The sequence below is a fragment of the Thermosulfurimonas sp. F29 genome (assembly GCF_019688735.1).
Taxonomy (GTDB): domain Bacteria; phylum Desulfobacterota; class Thermodesulfobacteria; order Thermodesulfobacteriales; family Thermodesulfobacteriaceae; genus Thermosulfurimonas_A.
Map to the genome: position 1 here is coordinate 680,612 of NZ_JAIFYA010000001.1, position 16,744 is coordinate 697,355.

General features: G+C 51.3%; 21 protein-coding genes. 16 read left to right on the forward strand and 5 right to left on the reverse strand.

Translation table 11 applies throughout. From position 1 onward, the window contains the following. Positions 1–3: 3 nt before the first annotated feature. Both K3767_RS03555 and K3767_RS03560 read right to left on the reverse strand, forming a co-directional pair. The gene (locus K3767_RS03555; RefSeq protein WP_221172174.1) at positions 4–471 is read right to left on the reverse strand and encodes a type II toxin-antitoxin system VapC family toxin; all 468 of its coding nucleotides are present in this window, start codon (positions 469–471) and stop codon (positions 4–6) included. Next, positions 468–731: a BrnA antitoxin family protein gene (locus tag K3767_RS03560; protein WP_221172175.1), complete on the reverse strand. Its 264-nt coding sequence runs from the start codon at positions 729–731 to the stop codon at positions 468–470. The genes K3767_RS03555 and K3767_RS03560 overlap by 4 nt, the downstream gene beginning before the upstream one ends. A gap of 178 nt (positions 732–909) precedes the next feature. On the opposite strand from K3767_RS03560, the gene K3767_RS03565 reads away from it, so the two are divergent. The 5 genes from K3767_RS03565 to K3767_RS03585 all read left to right on the forward strand — a co-directional run bounded on the left by K3767_RS03565 (position 910) and on the right by K3767_RS03585 (position 4,497). Beyond that, on the forward strand, positions 910–1,242 hold the full coding sequence (locus K3767_RS03565; RefSeq protein WP_221172176.1) for a hypothetical protein: 333 nt from the start codon (positions 910–912) through the stop codon (positions 1,240–1,242). A 433-nt stretch (positions 1,243–1,675) separates the two neighbouring features. Beyond that, complete coding sequence (locus K3767_RS03570; RefSeq protein ID WP_255592190.1) at positions 1,676–3,010, forward strand: AAA family ATPase; 1,335 nt, start codon at positions 1,676–1,678, stop codon at positions 3,008–3,010. Between the two features lie 12 nt (positions 3,011–3,022). After that, complete coding sequence (locus tag K3767_RS03575; RefSeq protein WP_221172178.1) at positions 3,023–3,196, forward strand: BrnT family toxin; 174 nt, start codon at positions 3,023–3,025, stop codon at positions 3,194–3,196. After that, positions 3,183–3,401 (forward strand): hypothetical protein, encoded by a 219-nt coding sequence (locus K3767_RS03580; protein WP_221172179.1) that lies wholly within the window; start codon positions 3,183–3,185, stop codon positions 3,399–3,401. The genes K3767_RS03575 and K3767_RS03580 overlap by 14 nt, the downstream gene beginning before the upstream one ends. 34 nt (positions 3,402–3,435) lie before the next feature. Next, the gene (locus K3767_RS03585) at positions 3,436–4,497 is read left to right on the forward strand and encodes a hypothetical protein (RefSeq protein WP_221172180.1); all 1,062 of its coding nucleotides are present in this window, start codon (positions 3,436–3,438) and stop codon (positions 4,495–4,497) included. Positions 4,498–4,499: 2 nt separating this feature from the next. Here the strand turns inward: K3767_RS03585 and K3767_RS03590 are convergent, their stop codons facing one another. Next, the gene (locus K3767_RS03590) at positions 4,500–4,781 is read right to left on the reverse strand and encodes a hypothetical protein (RefSeq protein WP_221172181.1); all 282 of its coding nucleotides are present in this window, start codon (positions 4,779–4,781) and stop codon (positions 4,500–4,502) included. A 241-nt stretch (positions 4,782–5,022) separates the two neighbouring features. Between K3767_RS03590 and K3767_RS03595 the strand changes: the two genes are divergently transcribed. After that, the gene (locus K3767_RS03595; RefSeq protein ID WP_221172182.1) at positions 5,023–6,111 is read left to right on the forward strand and encodes a PHP domain-containing protein; all 1,089 of its coding nucleotides are present in this window, start codon (positions 5,023–5,025) and stop codon (positions 6,109–6,111) included. Between the two features lie 679 nt (positions 6,112–6,790). Here K3767_RS03595 and gltX read toward each other — a convergent pair. Both gltX and amrB read right to left on the reverse strand, forming a co-directional pair. Continuing rightward, entirely contained in the window at positions 6,791–8,188 is a 1,398-nt protein-coding gene (gltX, locus tag K3767_RS03600) for a glutamate--tRNA ligase (protein WP_221172183.1), read from the reverse strand. A gap of 6 nt (positions 8,189–8,194) precedes the next feature. Then, positions 8,195–8,998: an AmmeMemoRadiSam system protein B gene (gene amrB / locus K3767_RS03605; protein WP_221172184.1), complete on the reverse strand. Its 804-nt coding sequence runs from the start codon at positions 8,996–8,998 to the stop codon at positions 8,195–8,197. Between the two features lie 71 nt (positions 8,999–9,069). Here amrB and K3767_RS03610 point away from each other — a divergent pair, with 71 nt between their 5' ends. The 10 genes from K3767_RS03610 to atpH all read left to right on the forward strand — a co-directional run bounded on the left by K3767_RS03610 (position 9,070) and on the right by atpH (position 16,743). Next, positions 9,070–10,110, forward strand: a complete 1,041-nt coding sequence (locus tag K3767_RS03610) for a rod shape-determining protein (RefSeq protein WP_370630429.1) — start codon at positions 9,070–9,072, stop codon at positions 10,108–10,110. Between the two features lie 30 nt (positions 10,111–10,140). Next, positions 10,141–10,944, forward strand: coding sequence for a rod shape-determining protein MreC (mreC, locus tag K3767_RS03615; protein ID WP_221172186.1), 804 nt, complete (start codon positions 10,141–10,143; stop codon positions 10,942–10,944). After that, positions 10,944–11,396, forward strand: coding sequence for a hypothetical protein (locus K3767_RS03620; protein WP_221172187.1), 453 nt, complete (start codon positions 10,944–10,946; stop codon positions 11,394–11,396). The genes mreC and K3767_RS03620 overlap by 1 nt, the downstream gene beginning before the upstream one ends. An 86-nt stretch (positions 11,397–11,482) precedes the next feature. Next, positions 11,483–11,746 carry a CopG family antitoxin gene (locus K3767_RS03625; protein ID WP_221172188.1) on the forward strand — a complete coding sequence of 88 codons (264 nt, stop codon included), beginning with the start codon at positions 11,483–11,485 and terminating at the stop codon, positions 11,744–11,746. After that, positions 11,743–12,162: a type II toxin-antitoxin system VapC family toxin gene (locus tag K3767_RS03630; RefSeq protein WP_221172189.1), complete on the forward strand. Its 420-nt coding sequence runs from the start codon at positions 11,743–11,745 to the stop codon at positions 12,160–12,162. The genes K3767_RS03625 and K3767_RS03630 overlap by 4 nt, the downstream gene beginning before the upstream one ends. 11 nt (positions 12,163–12,173) lie before the next feature. Beyond that, on the forward strand, positions 12,174–13,979 hold the full coding sequence (mrdA, locus tag K3767_RS03635) for a penicillin-binding protein 2 (RefSeq protein WP_221172190.1): 1,806 nt from the start codon (positions 12,174–12,176) through the stop codon (positions 13,977–13,979). Next, positions 13,976–15,046, forward strand: a complete 1,071-nt coding sequence (locus K3767_RS03640) for an FtsW/RodA/SpoVE family cell cycle protein (protein ID WP_221172191.1) — start codon at positions 13,976–13,978, stop codon at positions 15,044–15,046. Before mrdA ends, K3767_RS03640 begins: the two co-directional genes overlap by 4 nt. A 94-nt stretch (positions 15,047–15,140) precedes the next feature. Beyond that, positions 15,141–15,566, forward strand: coding sequence for a hypothetical protein (locus K3767_RS03645; RefSeq protein WP_221172192.1), 426 nt, complete (start codon positions 15,141–15,143; stop codon positions 15,564–15,566). After that, positions 15,563–16,195 carry a F0F1 ATP synthase subunit B gene (gene atpF, locus K3767_RS03650; protein ID WP_221172193.1) on the forward strand — a complete coding sequence of 211 codons (633 nt, stop codon included), beginning with the start codon at positions 15,563–15,565 and terminating at the stop codon, positions 16,193–16,195. The genes K3767_RS03645 and atpF overlap by 4 nt, the downstream gene beginning before the upstream one ends. Next, positions 16,192–16,743 (forward strand): ATP synthase F1 subunit delta, encoded by a 552-nt coding sequence (atpH, locus tag K3767_RS03655; protein ID WP_221172194.1) that lies wholly within the window; start codon positions 16,192–16,194, stop codon positions 16,741–16,743. The genes atpF and atpH overlap by 4 nt, the downstream gene beginning before the upstream one ends. The last annotated feature ends 1 nt before the right edge of the window (position 16,744 follow it).

The following is a 16,744-nucleotide window of genomic DNA, read 5'->3' on the forward strand; positions in this document are numbered from 1 at the left end:
CCATTATGTCATGCGCACAAGGGGTTTTCCTCCGTTCTCACCAAAGGCCAGGAGCAATCCCTCTTTTTCCGCCGCTTCCGTCAATCTACTATCGAAGGCCCCGAACCATATTTCCTCTCTGCTCATTTTTAGAAACAGTGCTGAAGCCAGATGTATTCCGTCGAAGCCTCTCAATCCATGCTTCAGAATCAAGTCCCTGGCCGTTTCCAAGACCAAATCGCTCACCCTCACCAAAGTGTAACCTCCACCTCGCCAGTCATTTTCGAATTTACGGATTGCCTCCTTGAAGCCCTCTTCCGTAATCCTTCTCTCCACCCGAAAAGCCCTCCTGAAAGCCGAATAGGCCTCGGTATAAGCCACGACGCTGGTCGCTATTTCCTGCGCCCGCCCTCTGTACGCCCTTACCATATCGCTCCCCGGCTCCTTGATATAAAGCTTTACCAGTGCTGAAGTGTCCAGATAAAGAATCATCTCCTATCCTCTATAACCATTTCAGAGACCAGTTTTCCTTCTCCCTGGAGTTCTACCTCTGCGCCCTCGGGCTTGCCTCTAGCCCTAAGAATCTCCCCTTCTGTTTCTTTCAAGAGATCCTCCATGAGTTTCAACCGGATCAGAGTCCTATACCCTATGCCCAGCTTGGCCGCCTTCTTCTTGTAATGCTCTATAAGAACCTCTGGAAGAAGAAGAGTGATCTGTTTCAACTCCTGTTTCCTTATCTTGTGGGGCTGCATCTCGCTCCTCCAAACTCATTTTTTATCTAAAGAATAACCAATTTTAGATCTTTAAACAATGTTTTATAGATCTTTTTCCGGTTCGATCCAGATCTTGAAATTTACTGACATAAGGGTGTCACTATCCCTTTCCATAATTAAAGATGCGGAAAATTACAAAAGCACGGAGGTGATAACCTTGGAGGAAATTTTTTTAGAGAACGGGCTTGTGGCCTACTGGATCGCCAAGTTATCTATTATTTGTAGGCCGCGTATTGAATTAAGACTTAGAGAAATTTTTGAAGCTTTTGATTATCATAGTCAAAATTGGGTAAATCTCCTATTATCGTATTTTGACAAAGATGCTCTTGAATTTCTTGTTGAAAAGAAAAACATTCCTGCTTCAGCTAAGAGTGAATACTTTTTTGATCAACTCTATAAATTGCTACCAAAAATTGAAAATAAAGCTGAAATTTCCGATCCAATTTTAAAGAAAAATTTAGAAATTTTTTCTAAAGCTCGGTTTAGATGAGAAAGAGGAGCTTCTTTTTATCTTTGCTTTATTAGCTTCTAGCGAGCCAATTCTTGAAAAATTTTTGCAAGATCTGGGAGAGATGTCTCTAAATTTTGCCTTAAACTGTTTGGCACAACTTTTTAACTTATCTCTGGGAGAGCTTTGTCAAGTTTTAACAACTGGACGTCTTATTACAGGAAAATTGCTTTCTATAAAAGAATTATGGCAAGGAGGGATGACATGTTTACACAATCTTTTTGAAATAGAATACAAAACATTTCTTTTACAATTTTTTGTTTCGCATCGGGATCGGTGGGAATTCTTTTCCGGTTACTTCCGTCGAGTTTCTTCTTCCGCCTTCCCATTAGAAAGATTTTCCCATATTCCGGAGTTAGAAATTCTTGTAGGTTATCTTGATAAAGTCCTTCGGGAAAGGCGTCCCGGAGTAAATGTGCTTCTCTACGGGCCTCCGGGGACTGGCAAGACCGAACTTTCCAAAGCCTTAGCTTCCCATCTCAAGGCCCATCTTTTTGAGGTGGCCTTTCTCAAGCCGGATCTCGAACCTTTCACGCCTGCGGATCGCCTCAGGGCACTCTTTGTGGCTCAGCAGGTCCTCTCCTCCGGCCCGGAGCGTTCCATTATTCTTCTCGACGAAGCCGAGGACATTTTGGGAGGAATGAATTCGTTAGGCCCTTCCAAGAAAGATCTTCCGAGCAAAATCCAGGTCAACCGTTTCCTCGAAAGCAATCCGATTCCGGTGATCTGGATAGTAAATGTCCTGAGAGGCATAGACCCGGCCCATCTGCGTCGTTTCGACCTTGTGGTTCCGGTGGAGAGCATGCCTGTGGAGATCCGCCTGCAGTTAATTCGGGAGGCCACGGAGAGGCTTCCGGTGAGCGAGGTCTGGCGGCAAACCCTGGCCCGGGAGGAGATCCCTCCGGCCCTCATCACCCGGGCCGCGCGGGTGGTGGCCACGGTAAACTCCGGAGAGCCCGAGCGCGACCTGGAAAGACTCCTTTCCTCCACCCTCCAGGTTATGGGGAAAGGGCCCGTCTCTGCCCGTAAGAGCCGGCCCCAGCTCCCCTTCCGAGCGGAGGTCCTGAACACCAGCCCGCCTATCGAGGAGATCTTCGCCCTGACCGAAAGCGACTATCCTGCCCGACTTCTTTTCTACGGGCCACCGGGAACCGGAAAGACCGAGCTTGCCCACCGCCTGGCCGAACGCCTGGGGCGTCCTCTCCTGGTGCGCCGGGCCTCGGATCTCTTCTCTCCCTATGTAGGCGAGACGGAAAGAGCCATCGCCGCCATGTTCCGGGAGGCCGAGCGGAAGGGGGCGGTTCTTCTCCTCGACGAGGTGGACAGCTTTCTGCGCACGCGCCGCGAGGCCCGTCACTCCTGGGAGATCACCTGGGTCAACGAGATGCTCACCGGGATGGAGAGATACGAGGGCTGGTTCATCTGCACCACCAATTTTGCCGAGATACTGGATGAAGCCACGGCCCGGCGGTTTGACCTTCGGGTGGAATTTCGCCCCATGGAGCCGGAGCAGGCCTGGCGACTTTTCGTGGCCCTCTTTGGGGATGCGGCCCGAGAGGAACACCGCCGGCGCCTTTACACCCTGAGGCTCACCCCGGGAAACTTCGCCACCGTTTATCGCCGACTTTCTCTTCTTGGCGCGGAGAAAGATCCCGCCCGGTTTTTACGGGAACTGGAACGCGAGACTGAAGGCCTGCGTTCTCGACCTTCGATAGGGTTTGCCGTGGACAAACCCGGTTTTTTAATTTAGAAAATAGCCTAAATGCGCTATTATTTCGAATGGGATCCACAAAAAGCGAAGCTCAACCTTCAAAAACATAAAGTTTCCTTTGAGAGAGCATGTACAATTTTTAAAGATCCTAACGCTTTATCCATTTACGATGAAGAACATAGTGAAAAAGAAGATCGTTGGATTACTTTAAGTGAAGGGCTTTGAAATGAAAAAAGAATACGATTTTTCCAAAGGAGAGAGGGGAAAATTTTACCGTCCTGATGCCGAATTCTATATTCCGATTTATTTAGAACGTGAAATTCTAGAAGAGCTTGAAAAGATTGCTTTAAAAAAGAATTTAGAAATAAATACTATCGTGAACCAATTTTTAAAGAAAGAATTAGAAATTATAAAATATGTTGAAGAATAATTTTTAATAATTTAATTTTACAAAGATTTCAAAAATGGATATGAATTGTGAATTTCGTGAGAGTTTTAATATTTTAAAATTTCTTCTTTCTAACGAAGATAGCGTATCTTCTTTTCTTAAAGGATTGATGTTTTTTAAACCTATCCGAGAGAGTTTGATTAGACTTTTTGTAGGTAAAGATCTTGGAACTCAAGATGTAAAATTTGAAGATATTTATTTTCAATTTGTCTTAAATGAAAATCAATCTAGACCAGACTTGGCAATAATAAATGAAAAATTAAAAATGTTGATAGAAGTTAAAATAAGTCCTTATAGAAGATTAACCGAAAATCAACCTGAAAGTTATTTAGAATGGTTGGCCAATCAGCAGGGTGAAAATTTGTCTTTGCATTTTGTGGCAATAATTCCTCCTGATTATGATTATAAGAGTGATTTAGAAAGAAGATTATGCGAATTTAAAGATAAAAAGAAAAGCAAAGAAATTCACATAAAAATAATAAATTGGCTAGAAATAAAAAAAGAATTGCAGGACAACAATTTACATTTATTAAGTCCATATATTGCTGATTTTTGTAATTTATTGTCCGAATGGTATGAAAATTCAGTTATAAATTTCTCTTTAGAGGAGGTTAATGTGCTATACAGCCGAGAAACTTTTTGTGCTTTATCTAAACTTTTTAATATCATAGAAAAAACGGTACAGCAATTAGAAACTAAAGAAAAAATAGATGAAGTTTCTATTCATAAGGCTTTCAGAAATAAATGGTGGGAAGACGAATATGGAGTATATTTTAGTTTTAAAAATAATGTTTTACTTTGGTTTGGTATTTGGTCAAAAGCTTGGAGAAAATATGGTTCACCATTATGGATAGGTGTACATAAAGATTGTGATAAAAATATTATAGAGCTTTTTAAGTATAAAGCAAACAAAGAGAAAAGAGAATATTTTAAAGATTGTTGTGTGATAATAGAAAATTATATAGTATGTTCTTTTGCAGAAAAATTACTTCAAGACAAAGATAATTACCAAAAAATAATAAAATTCATTAGGAATTATTTAGAAAGTTGTTTGCAATTTGTTTACAATGAAGATTAACTTTATTTAAACATTTTCCTTTCTTCAGGTGACAATTCTCTTTCAGATTTTACAACTCCCGGAAGATAAATCTCGATACGATCCAAAGTATTTTTGACCTGAATTACATAAAAAGTTCCTGTGCGGATGGTTGCTTTTCCGCAGAAATAACCTATAAAAATCGGCTCTTCCCGAAGGCGGACGATGTACATTTTGTCTCCATAACGGCAATCGCCATCTTCTCGACCGAGCTGCAGCCCTTGATATCCCATAAGGGTATCCCGCCCCTCCATACCTTTATCCACAAACGGAATTTTTGCGTCTCAGGGTAACTTGCCTCGGTGACAGCGGTATATTAGGAATAAAAATGAAAATACCTCTGTCATAATGTTGTCATAATTTTGAAGGTAAACTTTTCCAAGAATTTAAGGAGCTTAAAGTGGAGCTCGTAAAGATGTAGAGGGAAAATCTTTTTGACATAATGGTGTCAGAAAAAGACGATAAAGTAATTATACAGCGATAAATTTTTAAGTTGCGAGGAGCAAAATGGCAAATTTTGTACATCTCCATTTGCATACAGAATGGAGTCTTTTTGATGGAATCATTCGGATTGATGATCTTTTTCTTAAAGCTAAAGAATTTGGTTATGAAGCTGTTGCTATTACAGATCATGCTTCTCTTTTTGGGCTTATTTATTTCTACAAAAAAGCAATTTCTTTAGGAATAAAACCTATTTTAGGGTGTGAAATTTTTGTTTCTAATGAGAATATTGATAAAAATACTGTTTATCACTTAGTATTGCTTTGCGAGAACAATATAGGATATAAAAATCTTTTAAAACTATGTACGGAAGCTTATTTGAAAAGTTCAGGGAAAAAACCTATAGTAAACAAAGAACTTCTTTACAGATTTAATGAAGGGTTAATTGCTCTTTCTGGATGTCTTTACGGAGAAATTCCTTCTGCTATTCTTAGAGGAAAATTAGATAAAGCGAGACATATTGCTAAAGAGTATGCTCAAATTTTTTCAGGACGTTTTTATCTTGAAGTGCAGGAAAATGGTCTTGTAGAACAAAAAATTATTAATGATGGTCTACTAAAACTTGCTGAAGAACTTAATATTCCACTTGTAGCAACTAATGATTGTCATTATCTTCTTCCGGAAGATGCCTATGCTCAAAAGATAAAAGTATGTATGCGATCCGATAAAACTTTCTCTAAAAAAGAAAATTCTAATTGTTTTACGGATAAGCTTTATTTTGCCCCTCCTGATGAAATGATCGGTCGATTTTCCTGGTGTAGAGAAGCAATAGAGAATACATTACGCATTGCAGATCGTTGTAATGTAAAACTAGAATTGAATGCGCCTATATATTTAAAATTTTCTCAAAAACACAACTATGAAGAAATTTTTGAAAAGAAATTATGGGAAAATTTTGAGAAACGCTTAAGCGAATTGAAGAATTTTGGGGATTTTTCTGCTCCGGAAAAAGAATATCGTAAACGTCTTGAATATGAAGCAGAAATTATCAAGAAAATAGGATTATGTGAATATTTTATTATCTCTGCAGAAATTGTAAATTGGGCAAAGGCTGAAGGAATTTTAAAGATATTAATGGGGTCATCAAACAGGTGACATTTTCAGCCTCTAAAACCTTGGAATCATGAGGTCTGAGTGTCACATAAAAAGTGCTCCCAGTAATATCAAGCTTCGCGAAAAGGGCGAAGAAATCTACCTTCTTAAACCCGAAAAACTTGGAAAGTGTGCGTCTCTTTACGCAGAATGGTTTAAGACCAAATTTCCCGAACTCGTGAAGTATCTGATCATGCACATTATCGAAGCTCCCTACTGGTATCCGGCCACAAACGAATCTGCCTGCGAATATTGTGATCTTTGGAAGATGTGTAGGTATGGAGCCTTATAAGTCCACCAAGTCTTTGTCCAGGGTCCAGAATCTGTAATGACTGGTTCTGCCGATCTTTTCCTATCTTTTTCTATTGCCTTAGACTATTGAAGTTATAAGAAATCTCTTGGGGACACTTTGGGGACAGATACTACCTTGACATAGCTTTGAATTTCTTCTAATTTCTTATCGAACGAGGGCGGTTAGTGCGGGTTCGAGTCCCGCCCTCGGCACCAGGAAGCTTTCTTTAGCGCCGCCGGGAGCGTTTTTTCTTTTTACGGGCCCGCTGGTCCAGCGAGCAACTGTCCATGGAGCCTCAGGTGGGGACCCCCAGGCGGGGAAGGATGAACCGGTTGAGGAGGACCCAGAATACGATAATGAGGGTGAGAACCAGGAGATCGTTCATGATCGTTACCTCTTGCGGATGAATTCCAGAGCCCGTTGTAGCCGACGCAACACCCTCTCCCGTCCCAGAACGCGCATGACCTCGAAAAGCCCAGGACTCACCGTCTTTCCGGTAAGGGCCACCCGCACCGGCTGGGCGATCTTTTTGAGCTTTAGCCCCAATTCCTCGGAAAGACCCCGAAAGAGTCTCTCCAGGGCCTCGTCCGAAAATTCCACCCCGGCAAGCTCTCGCACCAGGCGCTCAAAGACCGGCTCCATCTCCGGGGTGAGAAACTTCTCCGCGGCCTTGGGGTCGTAGGTCACCTCCTCCACCAGATAGAAAGCGAGCATCTCGGCGGCCTCGAGGAGGGTGCGGGCCCGGGGTTTCACCGTCTCCAGGGCTTCCACCAGATAGGCCTTTTCCGGCACGGGAAGTCCCAGGCGGACCAGGAAGGGTTTGACCTCCTCGGCAAGCTCCGGAGTGGGGGTGGCCCGGAGCCAGTGGGCGTTTATGGCCAGGAGTTTGTCCGGATCAAAGCGGGCTGCGGACTTGTTGACCCTGGTGAGATCGAACTTTGCGATCATCTCCTCCAGGGTGAAGATCTCCTGATCTCCGTAGGACCAGCCCAGGCGCACCAGGTAATTCCGCAGGGCCTGGGGAAGATACCCTTCGTCCCGGTAAGCCAGGATGGAGAGGGCCCCGTGGCGCTTGGAGAGCCGGGTGCCGTCCGGCCCCAGGATCATGGGCACATGGGCGAAGTGCGGAGGCTCGGCCCCCAGGGCCTCGTAGAGGAGGATCTGTTTGGGGGTGTTGGAGAGGTGGTCGTCCCCCCGGATGACATGGGTTATGCCCATGGTGAGGTCGTCTACCACCACGGCGAATTGATAGGTGGGGGTGCCGTCGCTGCGCACCAGAATGAAGTCGTCTATCTCCCGGTGGTCGAAGGCCACCGCCCCCCGGATCAGGTCCTCCACCACCGTGGTTCCCGTCTCCGGCACCCGAAGCCGCAGGACCCGCCCCGGACCGGGGGGAAGATTCTTGTCCCGGCAGGTGCCGTCGTAGCCGGGTTTGCGGCCGGCGGCCAGGGCCTCACGGCGCTTTTGTTCCAGCTCCTCCGGGGAACACTCGCAGTAATAGGCCTTGCCCTCCTCGTAAAGTCGGCGCGCGTACTCCCGGTATACCTCCAGCCTCTCGGACTGGAAGTAAGGCCCCTCATCCCAGTAAAGCCCCAGCCACTCCAGGGCCTCCCGGATGGAGTCCACATATTCCTGACGGGATCTCTCCCGATCGGTGTCCTCAAAGCGCAGAACGAAGGTGCCGCCGTGGTGCCGGGCAAAGAGCCAGTTGAAAAGTGCGGTACGGGCTCCTCCCAGATGGAGGTGTCCGGTGGGACTGGGGGGGAAACGGGTCTTTACGCTCTTCATGATTCCTCACCAGATCAGTATTCCGGCGTATCCTACCACCTGAGCGTAGTCTCCCGAAACTTCGCCGGAGGTGGCGTATTTTACCAACTCTCCCCGGGAGGCTCCCAGGAGCCGGGCGGCCTCCAGAGCCACCGCCGTGGGAATTACCCCGCACATGCTGATGTCCTCCCGCCACACCACCTCCACCAGCCCCTGTGAATCCAGTTCCAGGATGCGTTCTATAGCCAGGCGATCTTTTTCGCGGGCCACCCGGTCGGGCACATAGTGGCTGAAGTCAGTGCTGGCCACCAGCAATACCCGTCGGGGATAGTGCCTCACCGCCTCGGCCAGCCCCCTTCCGAGGGCCAGAATCTCTTCCATGGAGAGTCGCGAAAGACACAGGGGCACCAGACTCAGCTCGGGCTGGATGTACTGGAGGAAGGGGAGCTGCACCTCCAGGGAATGCTCGTAGAGATGGGCCAGGGCGTCGTCTTTGACGAAATCCACGCGGGAGAGAACCTCTTCGGCGAGCTCGCTTTCAACGGGGACCTCACCCAGGGGGGTGAGGAAGGCCCCGTACGGCACGAGGGCGGCCCTGGTCCCCAGACCGGTGTGATTGGGCCCCAGGACCACCGCCACCTCCGGAGGCTCCAGCCGGCCGTAGACCGCCCCGGCCACCGCCCCCGAATACATGTACCCGGCGTGAGGGGAGACCACCATCCGGGCCTCTATCCGGGGCTCCGCGGGTTTTATAAGTCGGGCCACCTCGGCCCGGAGAACCGCGGGATCATCGGGATAGAATTGCCCGGCCACCGAAGGATTTCGAATCATAGATATAACATAACCCCCCGAGGAGTTAGCGTAAAGTATTCTTGCTGCTTCAGGAAAAAGTTGCTAGAGTAATGAGCGTTATGATTAAGTCTCTTTTCGGTTTCTTTTCCATGGACATGGCCGTGGATCTGGGCACGGCCAACACCCTTATTTATGTGAAGGGCAAGGGTATCGTTTTGCGCGAGCCCTCGGTGGTGGCGGTGAAGGAGGACGGGCGTTACAAGCGGGTGCTTGCGGTGGGGGAGGAGGCCAAGAGGATGCTCGGCCGCACCCCCGGTAACATCGAGGCCATAAGGCCGCTCAAGGAGGGCGTTATCGCCGACTTCGAGGTGGCCGAGGCCATGCTGCGTTACTTCATTCAGAAGATCCACAATCGCCGGTTTCTGGTGCGTCCCCGCATCATCATCAGTGTGCCCTCCCGCACCACCCAGGTGGAAAGGAGGGCCGTGCGGGAGAGCGCCGAAAGCGCCGGGGCCCGGGAGGTCTATCTCATTGAGGAACCCATGGCCGCGGCCATAGGGGCCGGGCTCCCCATCACCGAACCCACCGCCAACATGGTGGTGGACATCGGCGGGGGGACCACGGAGGTGGCGGTGATTTCCCTGGCCGGGGTGGTTTACAGCAACTCCGTCCGGGTGGCGGGGGACCGGCTGGACGAGGCCATCATGCAATATGTCAAACGCAAGTACAACCTCCTCATCGGGGAACACACCGCCGAACAGATCAAGATCAAGATCGGTAATGTCCTTCCGGAACCTCCGTATCAGACCATGGAAATCAAGGGTAGGGATCTGGTCAGCGGGGTTCCCAAAACCATTACCATTTCCTCGGAGGAGGTGCGGGAGGCCATTGACGAACCCATCCAGGTCATCGTGCAGGCCATAAAGGAGGCCCTGGAGCAGACGCCTCCGGAGCTCGCCGCCGACATCGTGGATCGGGGGATAGTCCTTACCGGGGGCGGTTCTCTCCTCAAGAATCTGGACAAGCTTATTCGGGATGAGACCAGTCTCCCGGTGATGGTGGCCGAGGACCCTCTGTGTTCGGTGGTTTTAGGGTGCGGCAAGGCCCTGGAAAACATCGATGTGCTCCGGGAATTGATGTTCACCTCTTAAAGGGTGTCGCGGATCAGAATAAGGATCCTTTTGCCGCTTTTTTTGATTTTCGGTGTCGGGATTTTTTCCCTCTTTCTTATTCTAGACCTTCATCCCCCTCGACTGGTTCTCGGCCTGTTAGGCCCGGTCTTAAAGGTAACCTCCTATCTCGGGAACACCTTTCGGGAGGGATTCGATCACTATGTTTATCTGGTAAGGGTCAAGCAGGAGAACCGTATTCTGAGAAGCGAGAACGAACGCCTCAGGAACGAACTCGTACGCCTCAGAGAAGAAATGGCCATTTGTCAGGGGCTTGAGGCCCTGGAGAAGGAGAAACTTTTTCGAAAGTATCCTTATGTGCCGGCCCGGGTGATTTACAATCCCCTGGATTCCTTTGAGGGGTATCTAATTATCGATCGGGGGGAGAAGGACCAGGTCAAGCCGGAGTCCCCGGTGGTCACGCTGGTGGGAGACACTCCCGGGGTTCTCGTGGGGCAGGTGGTGGAGGTGGCGGCTCACTACGCCCGGGTTCTCCCTATAGTGAGCCCCGAAAGCGGGGTAGAGGTCTATAGCCCTCGTTCCGGGGAAAGAGGTATCCTCAAAGGGCAGGGGCTCGGACGCCCCCTTCTTCTGGACTATGTGCCTTACGGAACGGATTTTCGTGAGGGGGATCTGTTGCTTACGGCCGGCACCGATGCCCTTTATCCGCCGGGAATAAGAGCGGGAAAAATTATCCGGATCCTTCCCCGGAAACGCCAGGGCTTTTTTCAGACCATAGAGGCTCGTCCTCTGGTAAATATTCGGAAACTTCGTTATGTAGCCGTCTTGATCACGAGCCGGGAATATAAACCCTGATGCGTGAACTGACCCTTCTCGTGGGAGTCTTTTTGCTACAGCACTGGCTGGAGACCCTTTTTTTGCGATCCTTTGGAGACTTCTTTCTGGCTCTGGGGCTTTACCTGGCCTTAAAGAATAGACCACCGGGGAGGGCCGGGCTTCTCCTTTTAACGGGGCTCTGGGAGGGATACTTCCGGTCCCCCGGGATCTTTTCCGGATTGCTGGCCGCTTCTGCGGTGTTCTGGGCCCAGAGATTCCTGGAAAAGCATCTGAACCTCGAAAGCCCCGGGCCGCTTGTCTTTACCCTGCTGTTTAGCCTTTTTCTTTTTCAGGCGTTCTTTTTTATCCTGATCCCTTACCTTTTAGAAAGGGGGCTTCCGGCCCTCTGGTGGAGGGCCTTTTTCTGGCAGAATCTTCTCACCACCCTGGCGCTTCTTTTGATCGTCGCCATTGGGGAGAGACGGCGATAGAGGGAATCTTCAACGCCGTTAGCGGATCGGGGGAGGCTTTCGGACCGGTGGATGCTGAAGTTTAAGTGTTGTAAGATGGCAATAGCATGTATTACAGATGCAGGAGGGATGCCAAAATGAGAAAGACAAAACGAGTAACCCTGACCTTGCCGGAGGTGTTGATCGACCACCTGAAACGAGAAGCCGCGGAATTGGGTATCGGCTACCAGACGCTCATCAGAATAAAGCTGATGGAAGATTACAGGCGAAAGGTGCCGATCCGATGGGGAAAAGGAAAGCCCCGGGGGACAAAAATAAAGCCGAAACCGGGCAGGCCAATTTCTGATTTTGTGGTGGAAGATCGAAGATGATTTTCTATTTGGATACCTCGGCAATGGTGAAGCTTTACATAGATGAAGAACACAGCGAACGGGTGAAAAACTGGGTAAGACGCTCGGACATAATAGTTTCAAGCGATGTATCTTACGCGGAAATGGCTTCGGCTCTAACGAGAGCTTTTAAAGAGGGGAGGATCTCGGAAGGAGATCTGGATTCCCTGTGGAATGCATTTGTCGAAGACTGGAACTGTTATACCGTGGTGGAGGTTAGCCGGGAGGTTTTAGACCTGGCTGCAGAATTGATATTTCGGCATGGATTGAGAGTTTTTGACGGAATACATTTGGCCTCCGCGCTTATAGTGACCGGTGAGGGCGAAGTAGTGTTCGGGGCTTTTGACCAGCGATTGATCAAAGCGGCAGAAAAAGAGGGTTTAAAGTTGATGGAGTAAAAAAGTCGAAAATGACCTCCCGTAAGACCGAGGAGATTTATCAGAGGAGGTTCGTGGCGGCGGGATACTTCGTTCTGTTTGCTTTATTGATCCTTTTGATCAAACTTTTCTATCTTCAAATTGTTAGACACGATTACTTCTGGAAGCTGGCCCGGGCGAGGACCTTTTACCGGGTCTCCGTTCCGGCCCCCCGGGGGCGCATCTTCGATCGACGGGGGGTGCTTCTTGCCGGGGACCGTCCCTCCTTCAACCTTTATCTGGATCCCTTTTATCTTAGAGGCAAGGAGGACCGGGTCCTTCGGGTTCTGGCCCGGATCCTGGATGAGGATTTCGTTGCGTTAAAGACCGAATACATCCTCAAGAAGAGAAAGTCTTACGGAGAGATACTTTTCCGCCGGGGGCTCGATTGGGAGAAGGTGGCCCGGCTTGAAGCCCGTCGATACTATCTGCCCGGGGTTCGGGTGGAGGCCCGCCCGGAACGCTTTTACCCCTTCGGAAGGAGTTTTTTTCACCTTTTGGGGTATGTTTCCACGGTGTCCCGTAAGGATCTTGCACGGCTCAAGGCCAGAGGATACGGACCGCAGGATGTGGTGGGAAGGACCGGTCTGGAAAGGGCCTTTGAGGAGGTGCTGCGCGGGAAAAAGGGGGAAAGGGAGGTCGAACGGGATGCCCTCGGGCGAACGGTGAGAATCGTGAGCGAGGTTCCGCCGCGTCCCGGAAAGGATCTCTTTCTCACGGTGGATGCCTCCCTGCAGAAGGCCATTTACGGCTTTTTAAAAGGGCGTTCCGGGGCGGTGGTGGTGATGGATCCGCGCACGGGGGCTCTTCTGGCGCTGGTGAGCGCCCCGGCACCGGATCCGGAAAAATTCCTGCGGGGTTTTTCCTCCCTGGAGTGGAAGGACCTCAATCGGGATCCCCTCCGTCCGCTTCTCAACAAGGCCCTTCTGGCCTATCATCCCGGCTCCACCTTTAAGCCGGTCACCCTCCTCGCGGCGCTTGAGGCCGGGGTCATATCACCTTCGGAAAAGATTTATTGCCCGGGTTTTTACCGTCTGGGACGCCGGGTCTTTCGCTGCTGGCGCAAGTGGGGGCACGGCAAGGTTTCTCTGGTTCAGGCCCTGGCGCAATCCTGCGATGTGTACTTTTATGTGCTGGGAGAGAGGCTGGACATCGATTATCTGGCCAGGTTCGCCCGGGCCTGCGGTTTCGGAAGACCCTCGGGGCTCGGCCTTCCGGGGGAAAATCCCGGCCTGGTTCCGGATAGGGAGTGGAAGAGGCGGGCGTATCACGAGCCCTGGCAGAAGGGAGAGAATCTGGTAGTGGCCATCGGCCAGGGGGCGCTTGAGGTGAACCTCCTCCAGCTGGTCAAGTTCTACGGAGCTATTGCGAACGGGGGACGACTGTGGAGGCCCTTTGTGGTTCGGGAGATCGCCGATCCCTCCGGAAAAGAGGTGGATCTGTTTTCTCCTCAACAAGAGGGACGCCTGCCGGTTAAGTCCTCCAGTCTCAGGTGGGTCCTCGCGGGACTTGTTGAGGCGGTTAACGGTAAATACGGTACCGGGAAGGCCGCCCGCCTTAAAGAGATCCTGGTGGCCGGTAAAACGGGGACCGCTCAGGTGGTGAGGAAGACGATGGAGGAAGGGAAGGAGGTCCCCTACGAAAAGAGGGATCACGCCTGGTTCGTGGCCTTCGCTCCGGCGCGGGATCCCCGGCTGGTGGTGGGAGTGCTGGTGGAACACGGAGGACACGGAGGGAGGGTCGCCGCCCCCATAGCGGCCAGAGTATTGCGTCTTTACTTCGGGGGAGAGAGTCCGTGAGGATAAAGATCTGGCTCGTGGAGTGGCCCTTTTTCCTGGCGCTCTTTGGGCTATTCGCCTGCGGCCTTCTCAATCAGTACAGCGCCGGTGGCTGGAGCCATTTTGTGCGTCAGGCCCTTTTTATGGGTACCGGGGTGGTGGTTTTCCTGGGGCTGTATTTCGTGGATTACCGGCGTCTCCTCACCTGGCCCAGGATTTTTTCGATCTACATGATGTATGTGTTGCTTTTGCTCTACATGGCCGTTTCGGGTAAGAGATGGCTCGTCTTTGGTGGGTTCAGCGTACAGCCCTCCGAATTCGCCAAGCCCCTTCTGGTGGCCCTTCTGGCCCTCTTTTTCGCCCATCAGCACGAGCCCCGTTTGCGCTTTCCCCTTTTTGTGCTGGCCAACCTCCTGATAGGGGTGCCCATGGTGCTGATCGCGGTCACCGATCTGGATCAGGCTTTTTTGTTATTTTTGATCGGAGAGAGCCTGATCTTCATGGCCGGACTTTCCCGACGGTTGATCCTGGCTATCGCGGTGGCCGGGCTGGCCCTTTCCCTGATGGTGGGCCCCCCTTTCTGGAGACACCTGAAACCCTATCAAAGGGCGCGCATCCTGGCCTTCCTCAAACCCGGTAAGACTCAGAAAAAGTGGTCCTATCAGACCAGGCAGGCCCTCATCGCCGTGGGCTCCGGCGGACTCCTGGGGCAGGGTTTCCGGAAGGGTCTTTCTTCCCGTCTTCATTATCTTCCGGCCAAGCACACCGATCTGGCCTTTGCCGTGTGGGCGGAGGAATGGGGATTCGTCGGCTCTATCCTGGTTCTGGCCCTTTACGCTCTGCTGGTCTTCTACGCTCTTAAGGCCGGGTATCTGGCCCGGGATCCCCTGGGGAGGTTTCTGGCCTTCGGAGCGGCGATGGGCCTTTTCTGGCAGGTTTTCGTCAATCTGGGTGGGGTGCTTCACATCCTTCCCGCCGCAAGCCTCCCTCTGCCCTTTCTCAGTTACGGGGGGTCTTCCATCCTTTCCACATTGATTATGTTAGGAATGGTGGCTTCGGTGATGAGAAGGCGCTTTTCTTTTCTATAATTCGGAATTTTGGATCTAAACATTGCTTGACATAACATCCACTTTACGCTAAAAGCGAACTTGGTCTGCAAAAGCTGGGGAGGCAGAGGAGGCCATGCTTAATTTTGACATCACGCTGTGGCTTACCATCATTGAGGCCCTGATCTTCACCTTTATTTTTAATGCCCTTCTCATCCGTCCGGTGATGCGCACCCTGGAGGAGCGCCGGAGCAGGTTTGAGGGGCTCAAGTCCGAGACGGAGACCCTTCTGGCCAGGGCTGAGGAGAGTTTGCGGGCTTATGAGGAGGGTTTGGCCGAGGCCCGCAGTCGGGCTGCGGCCGAGCGGGAGGCTCTGCGGGCTAAGGCCCGGGAGGAGGAGCGTCGCATTCTGGAGGAGGCGGCCCGGGAGGCCGAGGCCTACAAGGAGAAAGTTTTTGCCGAGATCCAGGCTCAGATAGAGAGCGCCCGGAAGGCCCTTTCCGAGCAGGTAGAGGTCTTTTCGCGGGCCATGGCGGAGAAGATCCTGGGGAGGGCGCTATGAGGAAGTGGGTAGGCGTTCTGGGGCTGGGGTTGCTGGTAGCGGTGGTGTGGTGTGTGCTGGGGCTGGCCGCGGGGGAAACGCTTATGCACGGGGCATCCGCTCCGCACGAGGCGGCGGTGCACGCCGGGGTGACCCGGGAGCAGCTTACCAATTTCATCTGGTGGCTGGTCAACTTTCTCCTTCTGGTGGCGATTCTTTACAAGTTTGGTAAGGATCCCATAGTTAACATGTTCCGTTCCCGGCGGGAGGCCATTCTTAACGAGTACGAGGACCTTATGGCCAAGAAGCGGGAGGCCGAGCAGCGTTACGCGGAGCTCCAGGAGAAGCTGAAGGGGCTTGAGGCCGAGGCGCAGCGGTTGCTCGAGTCCTTCCGCGAGCAGGGGGAGCACGAGGCCCAGAGGATCGTCGAGGAGGCCAGGAAGAACGCCGAGCGCATCAAGCAGCAGGCCGAGCTTTACATACAGCAGGAGCTCGCCCGGGCCCGGGCTGAGCTTCAGCGGGAGGTGGCGGAGCTGGCGGTAAAGATGGCCGAAGAGATCCTCCGCAAGAACATCACCGAGGAGGATCAGAGGCGGCTCTTTGAGGAATTCGTGGAAAAGATAGAAACCGTGGAGAGGGTGGTCCATTGATTAGGACGATAGTTGCCCAGAAATACGCCAGGGGTCTTTTTGCGGCGGCCAGGGATCGCGGCAAGGTTAAGGAGTACGGGGAGGAGCTCAAGAAGGTGAGCGCCTTTCTGGCTTCCTCTCCGGAGGTGCTCGAGGCGCTGGAGAGCCCCATCTATCCTCCGGATCTCAAGATGGAGATCGTGGAGGACATCATTAAGGGGCTCGCGCTCGACGAGGAGGTGGCGCGCTTTCTGCGATTGCTGGTGGAGAAGAAGCGCATTCAGTACATCCAGGGGATTCTCGAGGCCTACGATCAGTTGCTGGACGAGGAGCTGGGTATCGTGCGGGCGGAGGTGCGGGCGGCCTTTGCGCTGGGTGAGGAGGAGAGGGGGCGGCTGGCCGAGGCCCTCAAGAAGATGACCGGCAAGGAGGTGAAGCTCCTCGTTCAGGAGGACCCCGACCTCATCGGGGGACTGGTGGTAAGAATTGGCGATCTGGTCCTGGACGGCAGCGTCCGGACCCAGCTTGAGGCCTTTAAAGAATCCATAATAAAGGGAGAGGTGGCCTGAT